The organism is Bacteroidota bacterium (assembly GCA_041658205.1).
Classification (GTDB): Bacteria; Bacteroidota; Ignavibacteria; order UBA10030; family UBA8401; genus UBA8401.
The window spans coordinates 70,314-86,622 of the sequence record JBBAAO010000004.1; the positions used below are offsets into that span (position 1 = coordinate 70,314).

The following is a 16,309-nucleotide window of genomic DNA, read 5'->3' on the forward strand; positions in this document are numbered from 1 at the left end:
GCTTTTTTGATTTTACAACAAAACTCAAATTGAACTGCAAAACTTGAGCAACATTTTATTTTGCCGCCAGCAGAGCGGGCTAACGGACTGGAACTAACCTGCGTGCAAACGTTCCAGCGGGTTGAAACTGTTTTTAAAATGCCGATAACTTCTCGTAACGTATGTTGTGTGTTCGTTTCTCAACACTCAAGTTTCAGGCGCGTCGGCGGTTTGCACGTCAGGTTGAGTGACTGGTTAGGCTGCATTTCACAATGTTATCATTTTAAATATGATTCAATTGATCCCCAATATAATTTCGGATCGACATTTTCAAGATTATTGTGATCGCCATTTTTTACGGTAATTAAGATTTTTGTACCTTTAAATGTGTCGAATATTTTCTTTCCAAGATTATAAGGAATTACTTCATCCTTATCTCCATGAATTACTAAAATTGGGCAACGGATATTGTTAATTTTTTTTATGGAGTTAAACGGATTACCAGAAATAAGTCTTAAACTTCCATACCCATTAACATCAGCAACATCACCACCTGATGACAATGGCGTAATCAGAATGAGTTTTGAAATCTCTTTGAATTGAGAAACTTCAATTGCAATGGCTGTACCAAGTGATCGTCCAAATATTACTACATTGCTTAATTTAAATTTTAGTTCATTTGTTGCGTAATTTACCGCAGATTCGCCATCAATATAAACTCCTTTCTCGCTCGGACTTCCTTCGCTTTTTGCGTAACCTCGATAACTCACAAGAAGGACATTTAACCCCATTTGTGAAAGTTGTTCACATTCTCTAATTCTATAATAAATATTTCCACCATTTCCATGGAAATATATGATCACATTTTTAGAATTATCATTATTAGAGAAATACAAAGCATCAAGCCGAATGTTATCGGAAGTCAAAATGTTTATTTTTTTACAATTTATAGGCAATTGATCTTCATGAATCACAGTAGTTTTATCTGGGAAAAAAGAAAATTTATTGACGATGAAATCGCATGAGGCTAAAATTAATGATACGAGCGAAACAAAAATTATATTTATTTTCATGTCTGTTGTTTTGCAGCCTAACGGACGGGAGCTAAGTTGCGTGGTAACGTTTCAGCGCGCCGGAATCCGTTTATAAATTTAAAATGATATCGCGTATCGTAAGTTCTCATTTGACAACTCAACACTTAAAACTCAGAGCGCGTCGCGGTTACCACGTCAACTTGAGCGACTGGTTAGGTTGCAGGTTTTGCAATTAGCTATTTTTGATAAACTCAATTTCAGCTCCAACCAGTTTTCCATTTTCGGTAAGTGAAAAGACATTATATTCTCCGTCTCCTTCGCCCGATGGAAAATAATACATCGATGCCCCTGTGTTATTATCGAGATTTAACACACCTTCATTATTATCAAAATATGCCGTATCCATGTAGTGTTTCCAATTATGCTCAACATCAAGTCGTTTAAATGCCTCATGGTAACGATCAAAATCACAAATCCCAGTTTTTCCAACATCTGTCCAAGTTGTTCCAAGCAATTCATCCAATTTACCATTACAACCTTGGAGTAAAATTCTAACTCGGGAGATTGTTTTCAATCCATTGATCGTTACAGATTGGGTAAATAAATCATATTTCCCCAAGTTAAGATTAACCAATAAACAATCGTTTTCGGAAGATAAATATGAAAAATCTCCGATTAACAATTTACCACAATAAATCTGTATTGTAGAAAAGTGTTTCCAGTTTTCAGATGTCATGTTGGGATGAATATTGTTTATAATTTGTAATTGTACAATGCTGATAACCTGCAACCTAACGGACTGGAGCTAACCTGCGTGGTAACGTTCCAGCGCGTTGGATTATGCTTTTAAATTGCTGATAACTGTTCGTATCATAAGTTGTCATTTGAGAACTCAACACTCAAAATTCAAAGCGCGTCGCGGTTACCACGTCAGGTTGAGCGACTGGTTAGCCAGCACGGTTAAAAATAAATTGACAATAATAAAGATGAAGTTGAAGTATTAATGCCAATTGAATATGATGAATTACGTCCCAAATTTGTAGAATATGAAAAACTAATATTTTGTTCACCTGAAAGTGTTATGTTGTGGTACGTCCAAAATTCAATGCCAATAAATCCAACCATTTGAAAACCATCTTTATAAGACAACAAATTATCGCGCCAAGAATACCCAAATGAACCACCGACATATGGAGATAGTTGCTGCACAATCTCAAAATGTTTTTCAAGTCCAACATTTAAGGATGCATAACTATTGCTGTAATCTTCACTTGAATATTTAAAATAACCACCTGTAATCTGAATTCGAATTGCACGTGATGATGACAACCAATATTTGCCACCAAGACCACCTCCTAGATTTAGACCTGAAAATGTAAAGACTAATCCTTTTTTTCCGGACAGAGTATCAACATTATTCGAAACCTCTGATTGAGAGATAACGGATTGACCCACAAGAGTGATAAGAAGTAACATTTCAATCGCGTAATATTTCATTTCATTTCCTTTAAATGCCAATTCCGTGCTGGCTAACGGACTGGAGCTAAGTTGCGTGCAAACGTTCTAGCGCGCTGGTTGTATTTTTAGATTAAAAATGAGCCTGCGTATCGTAAGTTGTCATTTGAGAACTCAACACTTTCGCCAAAGAGCGACGGCGGTTTGCACGTCAACTTGAGCGACTGGTTAGGTTGCTTAATTTTGATAAACTTATTAATTGAAAATATATTCTACAGCAATTGATATTGGTCGATAAAAACCTACTCCAGCACGAATCATGAATAGTGGTGATATTTGATAGCGCATATGAATTCGGCCTTGAGGGAAAACCATTGACTTATTTGAGCCTGAACTATAAAAAAATGATTTTTGGTCAGCACTACCTAATATTTTTGTTTGCCCAACTCCAAGTGATAATAGAAAATCAAAATTGTTTCTCGGAATAATATGATAGTCCATAAATATTGCCGGAGCAGAGATATCCCAAGTATATTTAAATATTTTATCTGTAATCCTAATTTTTGAATAATCTAGTGAAACACTCCATTCATCTGATAAGAAATAGCCCAAAGAAACTGCATATCCCAGCCCGGATGAATATTTATTGGGGAAAATAGTTTCTAATGAAGCACCAACGTTTGCGCTACCTTTTGATGCGATTTGTGAACTGGCTAGATTGCCAATGCTGACAATCAACAGCGCCAAACGAAATATTTTCACTGTTATTGTTTTCATGAAATATTTTAAATGTGTGAAGTAAAAGCAACCTAACGGACTGGAGCTAACCTGCGTGGTAACGTTCCAGCGCGATGGATTCTGTTTTTAAATCGCTGATAACTGTTCGTATCGTATGTTGCCATTTGATAACTCAACACTCAAAACTCAGAGCGCGTCGCGGTTACCACGTCAGGTTGAGCGACTGGTTAGCCAGCCATTTTGAGAATTAGATCAACACAAAGTCAAAAATCAAATTCCATTCCTAATCTAATTCCTCTTTCTAATCCCCAAATATATCTCGCCATTACGACAGCCGGACTTGATATTTTTGTACCAAAACCAAATGAAAATAACAATCCATTATTATCGGAAGGTTTTAATCCATTACTGGTGGATTGATTATATGATGCAAACGAGTAACCTCCACCAATGATATTAAAATAATCTTTACCTGTTACCATTGTATTTCTACTTTCAATACTCAATTCGATTCGTTTGAAATCGCGCATCGTTGCACGTTCTCCCCAATGATAACCCGCAAATAGACCAACTGTTCCACGCAAAATTACTTTTTCATTATTCCACGTTTTTATCCAATGGGATCCTGCAATACCATAGTACTCTCCATACTTACCTAATTGGTAAGAAGAATTTACAGTATAATTCTGTGCAACAGCAAAGGAACAGAAACAGATAAAACTAAAGAACATAACTAATGTTTTGTTTCTCATATGTTTATCCTTTCAGTTTATGGATGGCTGGCTAACGGACTGGAGCTAAGTTGCGTGGTAACGTTTTTACGCGAACGCGACCTTGATTAAATTGCTGATAACTGTTTGAAACGTATGTTGTGCTTAAATATTTCAACTTTGAATACAAAAATCGCGTTCGCGGTTACCACGTCAACTTGAGCGACTGGTTAGAACGCAAATAAATGTACTCACATGTTTACATTTTATTTTGTTGGTTCACTCTTACAAATTTGCCGCCCGAAAAGAAAAGTTTATCATCCTCTATTGAGTATTTCATTTTGCCATAAATAGGATCAATTTTAATTTCCCCATCTATATACTTACCCGATACTTTGAAGTCATTATATATTCCCCCTCCTAAATAAAAATGCATCTCCACCAAATAAGTGTCGCCATTTTGTGTGATGACTGCTGAGTGTGAACGGCTTTCACATCGCCATTCTCCTGAAAGGTTTGGTTGATCTTTACAGGCAGCCAATGAGATAGACGCCAAAAAAACAAACATAAATAAATATTGAATTTGAAGTTTCATTTTTTAATCTCTCTTAATTATTGATCCGCGGAACATCGTATGTTAGTTATTAGTATTCCAACAATGCTTATTTTGCGTTCTAACGGACTGGAGCTAAGTTGCGTGGTAACGTTTTTACGCGAACGCGACCTTGATTAATTAATTTAAAACTGTTGCTGTCGTATGTTGTGCTTAAATATTTCAACGTTAAATACAAATTTCGCGTTCGCGGTTACCACGTCAACTTGAGCGACTGGTTAGGGTGCAGGACTTAATCGCACGATGCCAGAGTTACAAAACTATTTTTCTTGAACACATAAGTATTACAGCCTTCAGTAGCGATTGTGAAAGCATCGCTAGTTAAAACAATTTCACTTTGTGTGTTATAATCATATTTTCTAGAACCTTTTCTGTCAAATTGCATAGATGAACGTGAAACAGAATACTTTCCACCAATCGTGAATGTTAAGTATTTTTGAGATTGTGATACAAATGCCAAACATCTGCAATTTTGAGGATCATTATTCACCTTAATCATTACAGCATAATCTAATATTGAATCTCCATTAAAATCACCACGGATAAATTTTGTAACAACCTTTTCTTTGTTGAGTTTAGTGTAAGAGTAAACTACCAATTCCCACTTCTTATATTTCTCGGAAATCATTTGTGAAATAGTGGTTGGCAACACATTAGAGCCAACCGACTGAAATTGCATTATTAAGGATATTATAATTGAGATTATGAACACTGTCTATTCCCTGCGCCCTAACGGACTGGAACTAAACTGCGTGCAAACGTTCCAGCGCGCCGGATTGTGTTTTTAATTTGCTGATAACTATCGCTGTCATAAGTTGTCATTTGAGAACCCAACACTTAAAACTCAAAGCGCGTCGCGGTTTGCACGTCATGTTTGAGTGACTGGTTAGCCCGCTAAAACTATTTTTTGAAACGCTACACTGCTGGCGGCTGGCATAAACCACGTTGAATTGCACAACAACTTTTGAATGTTAAAGATCTGTTTATTTGTTTTTTTTGATTTTACAACAAATCTCAAATTGAACTACACAACTTGAGCAACACTTTATTTTGCCGCCAGCAGAGCGGGCTAACGGACTGGAGCTAAGTTGCGTGCAAACGTTCCAGCGCGCCGGTTGTATTTTTAAATTAAAAATGAGCTCGCGTATCGTAAGTTGTCATTTGAGAACTCAACACTTTCGCTAAAGAGCGGCGGCGGTTTGCACGTCAACTTGAGCGACTGGTTAGGCCGCACAAATTCAATTTTTTTTGGGAAGTGATTTTACATAATCCATAGTAATCACTAGCCATTTCTTCAAATCGGTATCACTTTGTAGAGCATTTGAACCAACATAAATCATATTCTTGCTGGGCTTACCTGTAAAATCGAATGCCCTAATATCTTTCTCTCGGAGAAAGGATTCTGCTTGTTGTGTGGTAACTCGTATAATCAATTCCTGTCCAATAACACCACAACACATATTACCATTAAGCAAAAAGCATATTCCACCAAACATCTTCTTTTCAGTAAAATTCCTGCGTCTGATTAATTGATGCCGAATACGGTCCGCTAAAATTGTGTTATATGCCATATTATTTCCATTTCAGTGTCAAAACTGGACGTGCGGCCTAACGGACTGGAGCTAAGTTGCGTTGCAACGTTTTATCGCGGCCTTGAAAAACACTTTTGTGATTTTTTGATAACTCTCGCTGTCGTATGTTGTGTTCTCGTTTTTCAACTTACGACTAAAAACCCAAGCCGCGGTTGCAACGTCAACTTGAGCGACTTGTTAGGCAACGCGCAAGTTTGGTGAACAATTGCCAACAATTACATCTGAACTTTCTTCCTTAATTGTCTGCTTAATTTGAACAACTACGTCGGATTACGACACCAATTGTTGGCAATTGAATTAATTTCAAATTCTTGTCGGCGTAATTTCTTTTTCTGCTCTTTGAGAATTACGCCACTCTAGCTTCGCGTTGCCTAACGGACTGGAGCTAAGTTGCGTGCAAACGTTCCAGCGCGCCGGCTGTGTTTTTAAATTAAAAATGAACTCGCGTATCGTAAGTTGTCATTTTAGAACTCAACACTTCCGTTAAAGAGCGACGGCGGTTTGCACGTCAACTTGAGCGACTGGTTAGGCGGTTCTTTTACCAAAGATTTAATTTCTTATAGACTGACAATACAAAAAGAGCAACACCAACGATAAATATTGCTTCAGAATAAAAGATTAAATCAAATTGTAACTGGGTAAAGACATTCTGATTTTTGTAAATACCTGTAAATGCTGAACAACCTGCGGTTATAAAGAAAAGAGAAACTGTGGCAGCACGATGCCATTTAAACAGTCTCTTACGATGATCTTTCTCATTTTCACCCCTTAACCATTTTTCCCAATGAAGCACCGGACCCAAATCTTCGAAACATTTATTGACCTCCTTTTCAATATAATCGTGGATATAACTACTAGCACGAAATCGTCGTGCAATTTCACCAACCCAAATCATTAATATTAAATAGCAAATGACTGGACAAAATAACAGAAATATAAGATTTGAAGTTAAGACATTATCTATATTTGTTAGACCAAAATAAATTAATCCACTAATCGCTATTAGACCGTAACGCAAAATTGATATAGAATTATTCCCTGAATTTAAGACCTCAGCTCGTAAGGTTTTATATTCTTCTATTTTAATTTTCACCCATTCTATTTTCAATTCATCTGCTAACACTTTGGGATTACCCTCTAAATGGATTCCCTTTTCAGCGTTTGCTTCCTTTTTTTTGATGTTTTCATTTTGGTCCTATGATTATAAAAAGCTATTTCGAACCGCCTAACGGACTGGAGCTAACCTGCGTGGTAACGTTTTTACGCGGACGCAATGTTGATTAACTCGCTGATTACTAAATGTGTCGTATGTTGTGTTTTGAAATCTGAACATTGAATACAAAAATTGCGGCCGCGGTTACCACGTCAGGTTGAGCGACTGGTTAGGCGGTTCGTTTTAAATATTTCTTCCCCAGTATGCTAAAGACGCCACAATAGCAACAATGCCAAAAATAGATATTAAAATTGCCTCAACTGACTTTTGGATTTTTAATTCTCTGGGAGTCTCTTGGTACTTTCTTTGAATGCTTACAAGTTTTCCACCCCCAAGCAAAGCATAATATCCATATCCAAATCCTATTAATACTATTATGGTTACTATTTCTATTGGTATATCAAATATCACAGGCAATTTTAACATTGTAGGTATTATGGTTAATAAACTTAGAACATAAAACATTATTGTTGCCATCAACAATCCAGCAGCTGATATTTCTGGAAATACATTCAATTTCAGAAAACGAAAAAGTATGTAATAATTGAAATATGTTTTGTGTAATATTTGCAAATGTATACTCTTTATTAGAACCGCCTAACGGACTGGAGCTAACCTGCGTGGTAACGTTCCAGCGCGATGGATCCTGTTATTAAATTTAAAATGATGTCGCGTATCGTAAGTTGTCTTTTGAAAACACAACACTTAAAACTCAAAGCGCGTCGCGGTTACCACGTCAGGTTGAGCGACTGGTTAGAACGCACGACGTAAAATGTGCATTGACCGATTGTAGATTATTTTTCGCCCCATTCTGATAATTTAGACACCAAGTCATGATAATACTCGCCGCCAAATGCATCAAGACCCGCAAACTTTTTAGGAATATCTATAAAATATGCCCTCGCCTTTTTGCTGCCTGAAATTGTTGCGATGAAAAGTTTATCAACTAATACCATTGTATTATCGTCAAGGTTTGAATCGCTTGGTTTAATATTTTCGTATTCCTTAATTACCGTTTGAATTTCTCGTTCATTGTATTTTCTAATTCCTCTGTTAATCTCTTCCTCAACTCTTATGTATCCTTTAATAAAATACATTTTCTCAATTGTCCAAGGTACCTCTTCTGGTTTGAAATTATCTCCTATAGGCAGAGATGGACAATCCTCAAGGAATAAAGTGTCCTTTACTTTTCGCAATCTGCTGTTTTGTAAAAACCATCCCCCGCTCGCAATTGTAGAATCTTGACCACAAACAAATAAATGATATTCATAAAACGAAACTTTTTTACTCCCATTATCAACTTCTTTATAACCACAAAGACCAATTGCTTTACCGTTTGAAAAATAAAAAGTAGTGTCTGGCAAAGAAGTACTATTCGGACAGTTGCAAGTCTTGTCCTTTATCTGACCATAGGAACAGACACAAACCACTAAGAAAAAAACAATTTGAGAATAATTCATATTACCTTTAGAGTAATAGCACAACATCAATTTCGTGCGTTCTAACGGACTGGAACTAAACTGCGTGCAAACGTTCCAGCGCGCCGGATTGTGTTTTTAATTTGCTGATAACTATCGCTGTCATAAGTTGTCATTTGAGAACCCAACACTTAAAACTCAAAGCGCGTCGCGGTTACCACGTCAGGTTGAGCGACTGGTTAGGCGGCATCAACATTAGTTTTAATAAACCGTCCGTAAATTAAAGTTCCAATTCCTGCAACACCAAAAAATATTATCAGCCAAAGTAGGGATGCTCTGTTAGTCATGTATAAATTAAGACCAACGCTTGGTGGTATTTCTACATTCTCAGTTCGTAATCCAAATATATTCGAATCATTTTTTGATTTTAACCAAATCGATATTTTCTTTGACTGTCGTAGTGCATTCAATAATTCATTAGTAGAATATCTTTCGCGCCAACGACCATAATTAATTGAATATTTTCTGTCACGTTCAGAAATATAGATATCTGTTTTTCGACCAGATGTTTTCAAATTAACTTCAAATGCTGTTAGTTCAGTTACTATTAACGATTGTTCAGTCAAAGTAGGAAACAACATGATATAGATAATCAAAAAGATTAAAGCCATTGAAAGCGAAACGATGCCTTCAATTAGAATTGCTTTCCTGTTGCCATATTTCCGTTTCAATTTATCTGATATTAAGTCGCCGATTATGCGACCTGTTATACCCGATCTCATTGTAGCTCTACTTTCATATTATGCCGCCTAACGGACTGGAGCTAACCTGCGTGGTAACGTTCCAGTGCGTTGGATTATATTATTAAATTTAAAATGATGTTTCGTATCGTAAGTTCTCATTTGACAACTCAACACTCAAAACTCAAAGCGCGTGGCGGTTACCACGTCAGGTTGAGCGACTGGTTAGGCAGCAGTTATCGAAAATAAAGAACTGCCACTGCAACAATAAGAAATACTGTCGCTAAAATAATTAGCCCTATCAGATACTTTTCTTTAGCTTTTTCAATTTCATATTTTCTTTCTAGATCCAAATAATATTTATTATTACCTGCGGCTTTAAGAATTCCTCGAAACAACAGTACTTTTACGATAGGTAAGTCAGTTACACCAATATCCTTGAATTGTTTTGCAGATTCCGGAGACAATGTATCGGTGTAAAAGAACTTATTTATTATTTGGTTACGCGAGTATTGAACAAAAGCTATGATAATAAGTACGATTGGAAGAATGTAAGTATTCATTTTTATTTTCTTTCTGCTGCCTAACGGACTGGAGCTAAGTTGCGTGGTAACGTTTTTACGCGAACGCGAGCTCGGTTAATTTGCAGACAACTGTTTGAATCATATGTTGTGCTTAAATATTTCAACTTTGAATACAAAAATCGCGTTCGCGGTTACCACGTCAACTTGAGCGACTGGTTAGGTTGCGATTTATTTGTTAAGTATAACTTCATAAGCATAAATACTTAAAAGTATCAAAACCATTACTGCAATTGGTATTGCGATAATGAGTGCTAATATTTTGTTGATTGTTTTTAGTCTTTCTTCTCCCAATTTTCTAAAAACTTTTTCAATCGGTTTACTTAAGAATCTCTCTAAAATATACTCTCCTGCTATCCAAACCGGAGGGCCTATAAGTAAGAGAAGAAACCACTCGCTTGTCTTTTTAGGATAATTGGGATACGCTTCACAAACTAATTCAACAAAAAAGAAAACTGAAATGATAGCCCACACCGCAAGAAAGCGCAAATACTTCTTCCTTCGATTCTTCGTTTGTTCTTCTTCCATTATTTATCACAATACTTATTGAGCAACCTAACGGACTGGAGCTAAGTTGCGTGGTAACGTTTTATCGCGGCCACGAAATGAATTTTGTAAATTGCTGATTACTTGTGCTGTCGTATGTTGTGTTCTCGTTTTTCAACATTCGACTTAAAAACCAACGCCGCGGTTACCACGTCAACTTGAGCGACTTGTTATACGGCTGTTGATTAATTTACCGACTATTTAGATTTGAACACTGATTTTTAACTTTAAGCATTAACGACGACTGCAAATGAGTTTTAAGTTGCCAACGGCGTGCGAAGCCAATTCTTGATTCGTTAAAACCTGAACCTCGCACAATTTTTCTTGATAACCTTGTTTGACTCCGTTAAATCTTCAATTGACGCACAAACGCTGACTTACTTTTTATGCTTCTCGCCGTTGGCAACAAGCCGTATAACGGACTGGAGCTAAGTTGCGTGGTAACGTTTTATCGCGGCCACGAAATGAATTTTGTGAATTGCTGATTTCTTCCGCAATCATGTGTTATGTCTTCGTTTTTCAACTTTCGACTAAAAAACCAACGCCGCGGTTACCACGTCAACTTGAGCGACTCGTTAGGCAACACGCGAGTTTGTTGAACAATTGCCAACAATTAGAACTGAACTTTCTTCTTTATGTGACTGCTCGTTTTGAACAACTTTTTCTTCAACAACAAATATTGTTGGCAATTGAATGATTTCTGAATGTTGATTGTGTAATTTCGTTTTATGCTTTTTTGGAATTACACCATTTTTGCTTCGTGTTGCCTAACGGACTGGAGCTAACCTGCGTGGTAACGTTTCAGCGCGCGGGAATCCGTTTTTAAATTTAAAATGATATCGCGTATCGTAAGTTGTCATTTGAGAACTCAACACTTGAAAACTCAAAGCGCGTCGCGGTTACCACGTCAGGTTGAGCGACTGGTTAGGCGTATGATAATTGGAACCGCGAAACTTAATAGATAATTGAAAATACCAACCACAGCGCTGTAGTAGAATTCCTTTGGATCTTTTTTTCTTTCACAGATTTCATTGACCATTGGTCTAATTTTGGGTAATGCATCATACTTTATTATCAAAAATATCCAGATAAGACCGAACAATTGTAGAAATATACAGGCAAAATATACTTGCCATATTGTTTCGCCGATAAAATTGTAAAGGGATATGAAATATACTAACGCCAAGCCGTAGACAATATTTGAATTGTTTCGCTGAATTGGCATCGCTTTAAACTGTGCTATTAAGTTGTCTTGACTAAATATTTTCATACGCCTAACGGATTGGAGCTAAGTTGCGTGGTAACATTTTTACGCGAACGCGATCTTGATTAATTTGCTGATAACTGTTTGAATTGTATGTTGTGTTTAGAATTTTCAACTCGTGATACAAAATTCGCGTTCGCGGTTACCACGTCAACTTGAGCGACTGGTTAGCCCGCTAAAACTATTTTTTGAAACGCTACATTGCTGGCGGCTGGCGTAAGCCACGTTGAATTGCACAACAACTTTTGAATGTTAAAGAACTGTTTATTTGTTTTTTTGATTTTACAGCAAATCTCAAATTGAACTATAAAACTTGAGCAACATTTTATTTTGTCGCCAGCAGAGCGGGCTAACGGACTGGAGCTAACCTGCGTGGTAACGTTCCAGCGCGTGGGATTATGTTATTAAATTTAAAATATGCTTTCGTATCGTATGTTCTCATTTGACAACTCAACACTCAAAACTCAGAGCGCGTCGCGGTTACCACGTCAGGTTGAGCGACTGGTTAGGCAACACACACGGTACTATTTATAATTCAGAATTTTGTTGTACACCAATTCGGTAATATTTGAATCTACATTTGCACAAACACTTTTGAATCGCTCAGCAATATTCTTAAATTCAAATATGCCGTCTGGAACCAAAATCGGCGTTGATTTATAATTGCCAGATCGATTTTCTCCGTCGTCTACTCGCATATGGAAGTATAGTGATGGACTTTTCCAAGTTAACGCACGCTGATTTCCTGACCTATCATAGCAAATCTGAAATCCAATAATGTTCCCTTCTTCATTGTACCACACAATTAGATCAAAATAATTATCAAAAAACCATCGCCGTTTTGGCTCCCCTTCTAGTTGATAAACATCTTTATATTCTGTTAGCATATCGTTTGTGTGTTGCCTAACGGACTGGAGCTAACCTGCGTGGTAACGTTTCAGCGCGCGGGAATCCGTTTTTAAAATATAAAATACTGTCGTGTATCGTGTGTTCTCATTTGACAACTCAACACTTGAAAACTCAAAGCGCGTCGCGGTTACCACGTCAGGTTGAGCGACTCGTTAGAACACACGCGGTAGAATATTTAATTAACAAACTTCCGAAATCCTACCCCAGAGACGAATGGACTCAGACTTCGGAAGTTATATTTAAATATTACTTCAACAATATCATCTTCCTCAATTGTGTGAATCTCTTATTCAGATCAATACTGCTGACTGCGTCTATTCTGTAGAAATATATTCCTGATGCAACATTTGCAATCCATTCAACTTCATGGTAACCGGCTTCTTTTTCCCCATTTGTTAGAACTGCAACTTCTTGACCGAGTGTATTTGTTATGACAAGTCTTACACTACTGCGGTTTGGCAAACCGTACCGAATTGTTGTTGAAGGATTAAATGGGTTGGGGTAATTTTGTTGTAATGAATACTCCGTAAGAATAGTTTCAATGTCTTGTTGAACTGCTGTAACAACATTAGTTGAACTTACATTTACCATTTTATTTTCTTCATTCCAACGAAGTTCTTCCAACGTAACTTTCGACGACCCATTTATCTTTGTTACAAAATAAATGGAGCAGAATTTACTTGCCGCTCCATCTGGTAGTGAACCAGCACCTGCAAAACGTAACATACCATTTGCTGAATCAATACTTATTTCAATATTAAAATCGTTTAGTAAGGAAGACCAAGTAATTTTATTCCATGATAATTCAGCGGGATTAAACTTTAATTTCCCTTCAAACGACAATATATTTTTGCCTTCAGAAAGATTTAATGGTATTTCAACAATAGAACCAAGTGGAATTGGAATACTGCTATTCATTGCGATGATGCCCTGAGCAGATGTTGGACCCATATTTATGCTGTCTGCCGGAAAAGAAGTAATCAGACGAACTACATATTTCAAAATTCCTGTAGCATCTAATCCGGAAATAAATCCGTTGTTTGTTACATCAGCGTTTGACTGTGATTGACAATCCAGCGAATCTTTGCCTACAAGATATTTTAGAATTTTTGATGCATCCATTGCTTGGATTTGTCCGTTCTTATCAACGTCACCAAACATTGGAGCGGCTCTTCTGCTAACACCACCGCTTACTTTTGAAACGCTGTCCGTTCCCGTATTAAATACAGCATACTTTATATTTAGTGGAATAAAATTACACCCTCCGCTTAAGACCTTAAATTTAACTTTAAATAAAATTCCTGTATTATTTATTTCATTCGCGCCTGCAGACGCAGTTATAACTACCGAATCATTTCCGTTTACCTGATATGACCATCCTTTAGCACCAATGAGTGTTGAATTTGTATCCAGAGACAAAAACTGCAAACCGCCTTTGTAGCCACCGAGAGTAATTTCTGAAGAACTGTAATTCATTCCTGATGGAAATGTAACGCGAATAGGTACTTTTACAGTATCTCCAACTCGTGAAGTAACAGAGTCAACTGAAAGTAAAATGTTTCCGTTAGAGAGGAATGGCGACCAAGAACCTCCTATATCAGTACTGTCACTGGTTGTTAACCGTACTAAATTGGAGCCATTTGCATTACATGTATAAATTTCCCAATTGCCAACTAATCTATCCGTAGAAAAAACTATCTTACTGCCATCAGGTGACCATGAACCCAATGAAGGACCTGGACAACAACCGAGAGTGAGAATATTTGTTTGATTGCTACCATCAGAATTCATTACAGCAACATAAAGTTGGTAATTATACAAAATCTTACTTCCATCCGGAGACCAAGAGGTTTGGCCGCCCCATATACCATGTGTTAATTGAGTAACATTAGAGCCATCAGCGTTCATTACATAAATATCTGCAGTACCATTACGCCAAGAAGCAAAAGCAAGCTTCTTTCCATCAGGAGACCAACTTGGGTCACCTTCATTCGGATTCGGATGGTTTGTTAGGTTGATCGGGTTAGTTCCATTGATATTCATTACGTAAATTTCACCATTTCCATCTCTATATGACGTAAACGCGATTTTTGTTCCGTCCGGTGAAATAACAGGGCTGCCATCACTCGCACTGTTATTGGTAAGGCGTATTTGCTGCGTAGCATCAGGGTTCATTATATAGATTTCACCATTTCCATCTCTATCAGATGCGAATACGATTTTTTTCGCATCCGGCGACCATGATGGAGAATAATCATCGGTGCCATTGTTGGTGAGGCGCGTCTGGTTCGTACCATCAGGATTCATTGTATAGATTTCAGTATTACCATCACGTTTTGAGTAGAAAACAATTTTGGTTTTATTTCCTGATGAAGATGATGGTGTAAAATTATAATTATCTCCTCCCCATATATTGGAATTAGATTGAGAAGTAAATAAAAGAAATGTTCCGCTTGTGTCATACACTTTAAAATTGCCGGTAAATGGAAACTTTAATAAACTAACATCAATACTAACATTTGATTTCCCTGCGAGAACCGTACCGGACGTTTTGAGAATACCCGTTGAATCATAAAGTTCAACCTTTTGGCCGGGTTGTAGATTAGTTATAGTTATTTGGTACGATTTGAATATTTTGATATTGTCCACATACCACGAATTACTTGCACTGCAACATATTCCTAAAGTTAACCCTGTAAGACCAGAGACAATACTTGTATCTGTTCCTGAGAGTTTAAGAACATTGTTGAAATATACCTTTAAAGAACTTCCAATGGCTCGAACTTCTAAGTTGTACCATGTGTTGGCAGAACTTGCTAACCCGTACAAGGGCGGAAGTATGTTGGTACCAACCCCAGAAACATTTTTTGCCAGTACTAATATCCCTCCGTAATACGGGCCATATTTTGCTGTATAATAGTTGTTTGTATCAGCCATCCTGAAATGCATGTAAATCCCTTCTGCTGTTGAGGGATTGGTGAACAGCACATCTGCCTGATAAATGAGACTTGATGTTACACCTCCCATTGTATAAGAATCTGAACCGCTATGGCCAGAACCCGCAACTGTTATTGAAGGACGCGGATTCCCGATACTGTCGCTCTGAGATAAAGATTGAATACGACGCGAACTCCATCTCTGGAAGCTATCTGGAAAAGTTCCGGTATTATAAAATACTTTTCCAGTGGAAGATAAAACAAGTGTTGGTGTACTATTTGGTGCAAAGTTAGTTTGCACCGGTTGAGCATTCATCAAATTTACACTACTGAGAATAGAAGCCGTCAACATCAAAGCCCGAAATATGTTTTTCATAAATCTTACTCCTTTCAAGAGTTTGTGAATGATATTTCATATTGCTTGTGTAACTACGCCATAATTATTTCGTGTGTTCTAACGGACTGGAGCTAAGTTGCGTGGTAACGTTTTATCGCGGCCACGAAATGAATTTTGTGAATTGCTGACTTCTTCCGCAATCGTATGTTGTGTTCTCGTTTTTCAACATTCGACTGAAAACCAA

Annotated in this window: 16 protein-coding genes; all 16 read right to left on the minus strand. The window is 37.2% G+C overall.

What is annotated here, in order from left to right; translation table 11 throughout:
• Positions 1–257 precede the first annotated feature (257 nt).
• On the minus strand, positions 258–1,052 hold the full coding sequence (locus WDA22_17435; GenBank protein MFA5835266.1) for an alpha/beta hydrolase: 795 nt from the start codon (positions 1,050–1,052) through the stop codon (positions 258–260).
• Between the two features lie 193 nt (positions 1,053–1,245).
• The gene (locus tag WDA22_17440) at positions 1,246–1,749 is read right to left on the minus strand and encodes a hypothetical protein (protein ID MFA5835267.1); all 504 of its coding nucleotides are present in this window, start codon (positions 1,747–1,749) and stop codon (positions 1,246–1,248) included.
• A gap of 224 nt (positions 1,750–1,973) precedes the next feature.
• A complete protein-coding gene (locus WDA22_17445) occupies positions 1,974–2,510 on the minus strand; it encodes a hypothetical protein (GenBank protein ID MFA5835268.1) in 537 nt (178 codons plus the stop codon).
• 213 nt (positions 2,511–2,723) lie between these two features.
• A complete protein-coding gene (locus tag WDA22_17450) occupies positions 2,724–3,245 on the minus strand; it encodes a hypothetical protein (protein MFA5835269.1) in 522 nt (173 codons plus the stop codon).
• Between the two features lie 224 nt (positions 3,246–3,469).
• Positions 3,470–3,958 (minus strand): hypothetical protein, encoded by a 489-nt coding sequence (locus WDA22_17455; protein MFA5835270.1) that lies wholly within the window; start codon positions 3,956–3,958, stop codon positions 3,470–3,472.
• A 217-nt stretch (positions 3,959–4,175) separates the two neighbouring features.
• Positions 4,176–4,511: a hypothetical protein gene (locus tag WDA22_17460; protein ID MFA5835271.1), complete on the minus strand. Its 336-nt coding sequence runs from the start codon at positions 4,509–4,511 to the stop codon at positions 4,176–4,178.
• Between the two features lie 250 nt (positions 4,512–4,761).
• Entirely contained in the window at positions 4,762–5,208 is a 447-nt protein-coding gene (locus WDA22_17465) for a hypothetical protein (GenBank protein ID MFA5835272.1), read from the minus strand.
• Positions 5,209–5,767: 559 nt separating this feature from the next.
• Positions 5,768–6,100, minus strand: a complete 333-nt coding sequence (locus tag WDA22_17470; protein ID MFA5835273.1) for a TfoX/Sxy family protein — start codon at positions 6,098–6,100, stop codon at positions 5,768–5,770.
• Positions 6,101–6,659: 559 nt separating this feature from the next.
• Positions 6,660–7,244 (minus strand): hypothetical protein, encoded by a 585-nt coding sequence (locus WDA22_17475; GenBank protein MFA5835274.1) that lies wholly within the window; start codon positions 7,242–7,244, stop codon positions 6,660–6,662.
• Between the two features lie 273 nt (positions 7,245–7,517).
• Entirely contained in the window at positions 7,518–7,811 is a 294-nt protein-coding gene (locus WDA22_17480; GenBank protein MFA5835275.1) for a hypothetical protein, read from the minus strand.
• A 317-nt stretch (positions 7,812–8,128) separates the two neighbouring features.
• Positions 8,129–8,794: a hypothetical protein gene (locus WDA22_17485; protein ID MFA5835276.1), complete on the minus strand. Its 666-nt coding sequence runs from the start codon at positions 8,792–8,794 to the stop codon at positions 8,129–8,131.
• A 197-nt stretch (positions 8,795–8,991) separates the two neighbouring features.
• Positions 8,992–9,534 (minus strand): hypothetical protein, encoded by a 543-nt coding sequence (locus WDA22_17490; protein MFA5835277.1) that lies wholly within the window; start codon positions 9,532–9,534, stop codon positions 8,992–8,994.
• 194 nt (positions 9,535–9,728) lie between these two features.
• On the minus strand, positions 9,729–10,055 hold the full coding sequence (locus WDA22_17495) for a hypothetical protein (GenBank protein MFA5835278.1): 327 nt from the start codon (positions 10,053–10,055) through the stop codon (positions 9,729–9,731).
• Positions 10,056–10,244: 189 nt separating this feature from the next.
• Positions 10,245–10,601: a hypothetical protein gene (locus tag WDA22_17500; GenBank protein MFA5835279.1), complete on the minus strand. Its 357-nt coding sequence runs from the start codon at positions 10,599–10,601 to the stop codon at positions 10,245–10,247.
• A gap of 1,806 nt (positions 10,602–12,407) precedes the next feature.
• Positions 12,408–12,770, minus strand: coding sequence for a hypothetical protein (locus tag WDA22_17505; protein MFA5835280.1), 363 nt, complete (start codon positions 12,768–12,770; stop codon positions 12,408–12,410).
• 268 nt (positions 12,771–13,038) lie between these two features.
• A complete protein-coding gene (locus WDA22_17510; GenBank protein MFA5835281.1) occupies positions 13,039–16,104 on the minus strand; it encodes a cohesin domain-containing protein in 3,066 nt (1,021 codons plus the stop codon).
• Between the last annotated feature and the right edge of the window lie 205 nt (positions 16,105–16,309).

Bases quoted from the DNA above. Each gene is read 5' to 3' on its own strand.
- WDA22_17500 (MFA5835279.1), bottom strand. From the start codon at position 10,601: ATGGAAGAAGAACAAACGAAGAATCGAAGGAAGAAGTATTTGCGCTTT.
- WDA22_17495 (MFA5835278.1), bottom strand. From the start codon at position 10,055: ATGAATACTTACATTCTTCCAATCGTACTTATTATCATAGCTTTTGTT.
- WDA22_17445 (MFA5835268.1), bottom strand. From the start codon at position 2,510: ATGAAATATTACGCGATTGAAATGTTACTTCTTATCACTCTTGTGGGT.
- WDA22_17490 (MFA5835277.1), bottom strand. From the start codon at position 9,534: ATGAGATCGGGTATAACAGGTCGCATAATCGGCGACTTAATATCAGAT.
- WDA22_17440 (MFA5835267.1), bottom strand. From the start codon at position 1,749: ATGACATCTGAAAACTGGAAACACTTTTCTACAATACAGATTTATTGT.
- WDA22_17465 (MFA5835272.1), bottom strand. From the start codon at position 5,208: ATGCAATTTCAGTCGGTTGGCTCTAATGTGTTGCCAACCACTATTTCA.
- WDA22_17510 (MFA5835281.1), bottom strand. From the start codon at position 16,104: ATGAAAAACATATTTCGGGCTTTGATGTTGACGGCTTCTATTCTCAGT.
- WDA22_17455 (MFA5835270.1), bottom strand. From the start codon at position 3,958: ATGAGAAACAAAACATTAGTTATGTTCTTTAGTTTTATCTGTTTCTGT.
- WDA22_17470 (MFA5835273.1), bottom strand. From the start codon at position 6,100: ATGGCATATAACACAATTTTAGCGGACCGTATTCGGCATCAATTAATC.
- WDA22_17435 (MFA5835266.1), bottom strand. From the start codon at position 1,052: ATGAAAATAAATATAATTTTTGTTTCGCTCGTATCATTAATTTTAGCC.
- WDA22_17450 (MFA5835269.1), bottom strand. From the start codon at position 3,245: ATGAAAACAATAACAGTGAAAATATTTCGTTTGGCGCTGTTGATTGTC.
- WDA22_17485 (MFA5835276.1), bottom strand. From the start codon at position 8,794: ATGAATTATTCTCAAATTGTTTTTTTCTTAGTGGTTTGTGTCTGTTCC.
- WDA22_17460 (MFA5835271.1), bottom strand. From the start codon at position 4,511: ATGAAACTTCAAATTCAATATTTATTTATGTTTGTTTTTTTGGCGTCT.
- WDA22_17505 (MFA5835280.1), bottom strand. From the start codon at position 12,770: ATGCTAACAGAATATAAAGATGTTTATCAACTAGAAGGGGAGCCAAAA.
- WDA22_17480 (MFA5835275.1), bottom strand. From the start codon at position 7,811: ATGGCAACAATAATGTTTTATGTTCTAAGTTTATTAACCATAATACCT.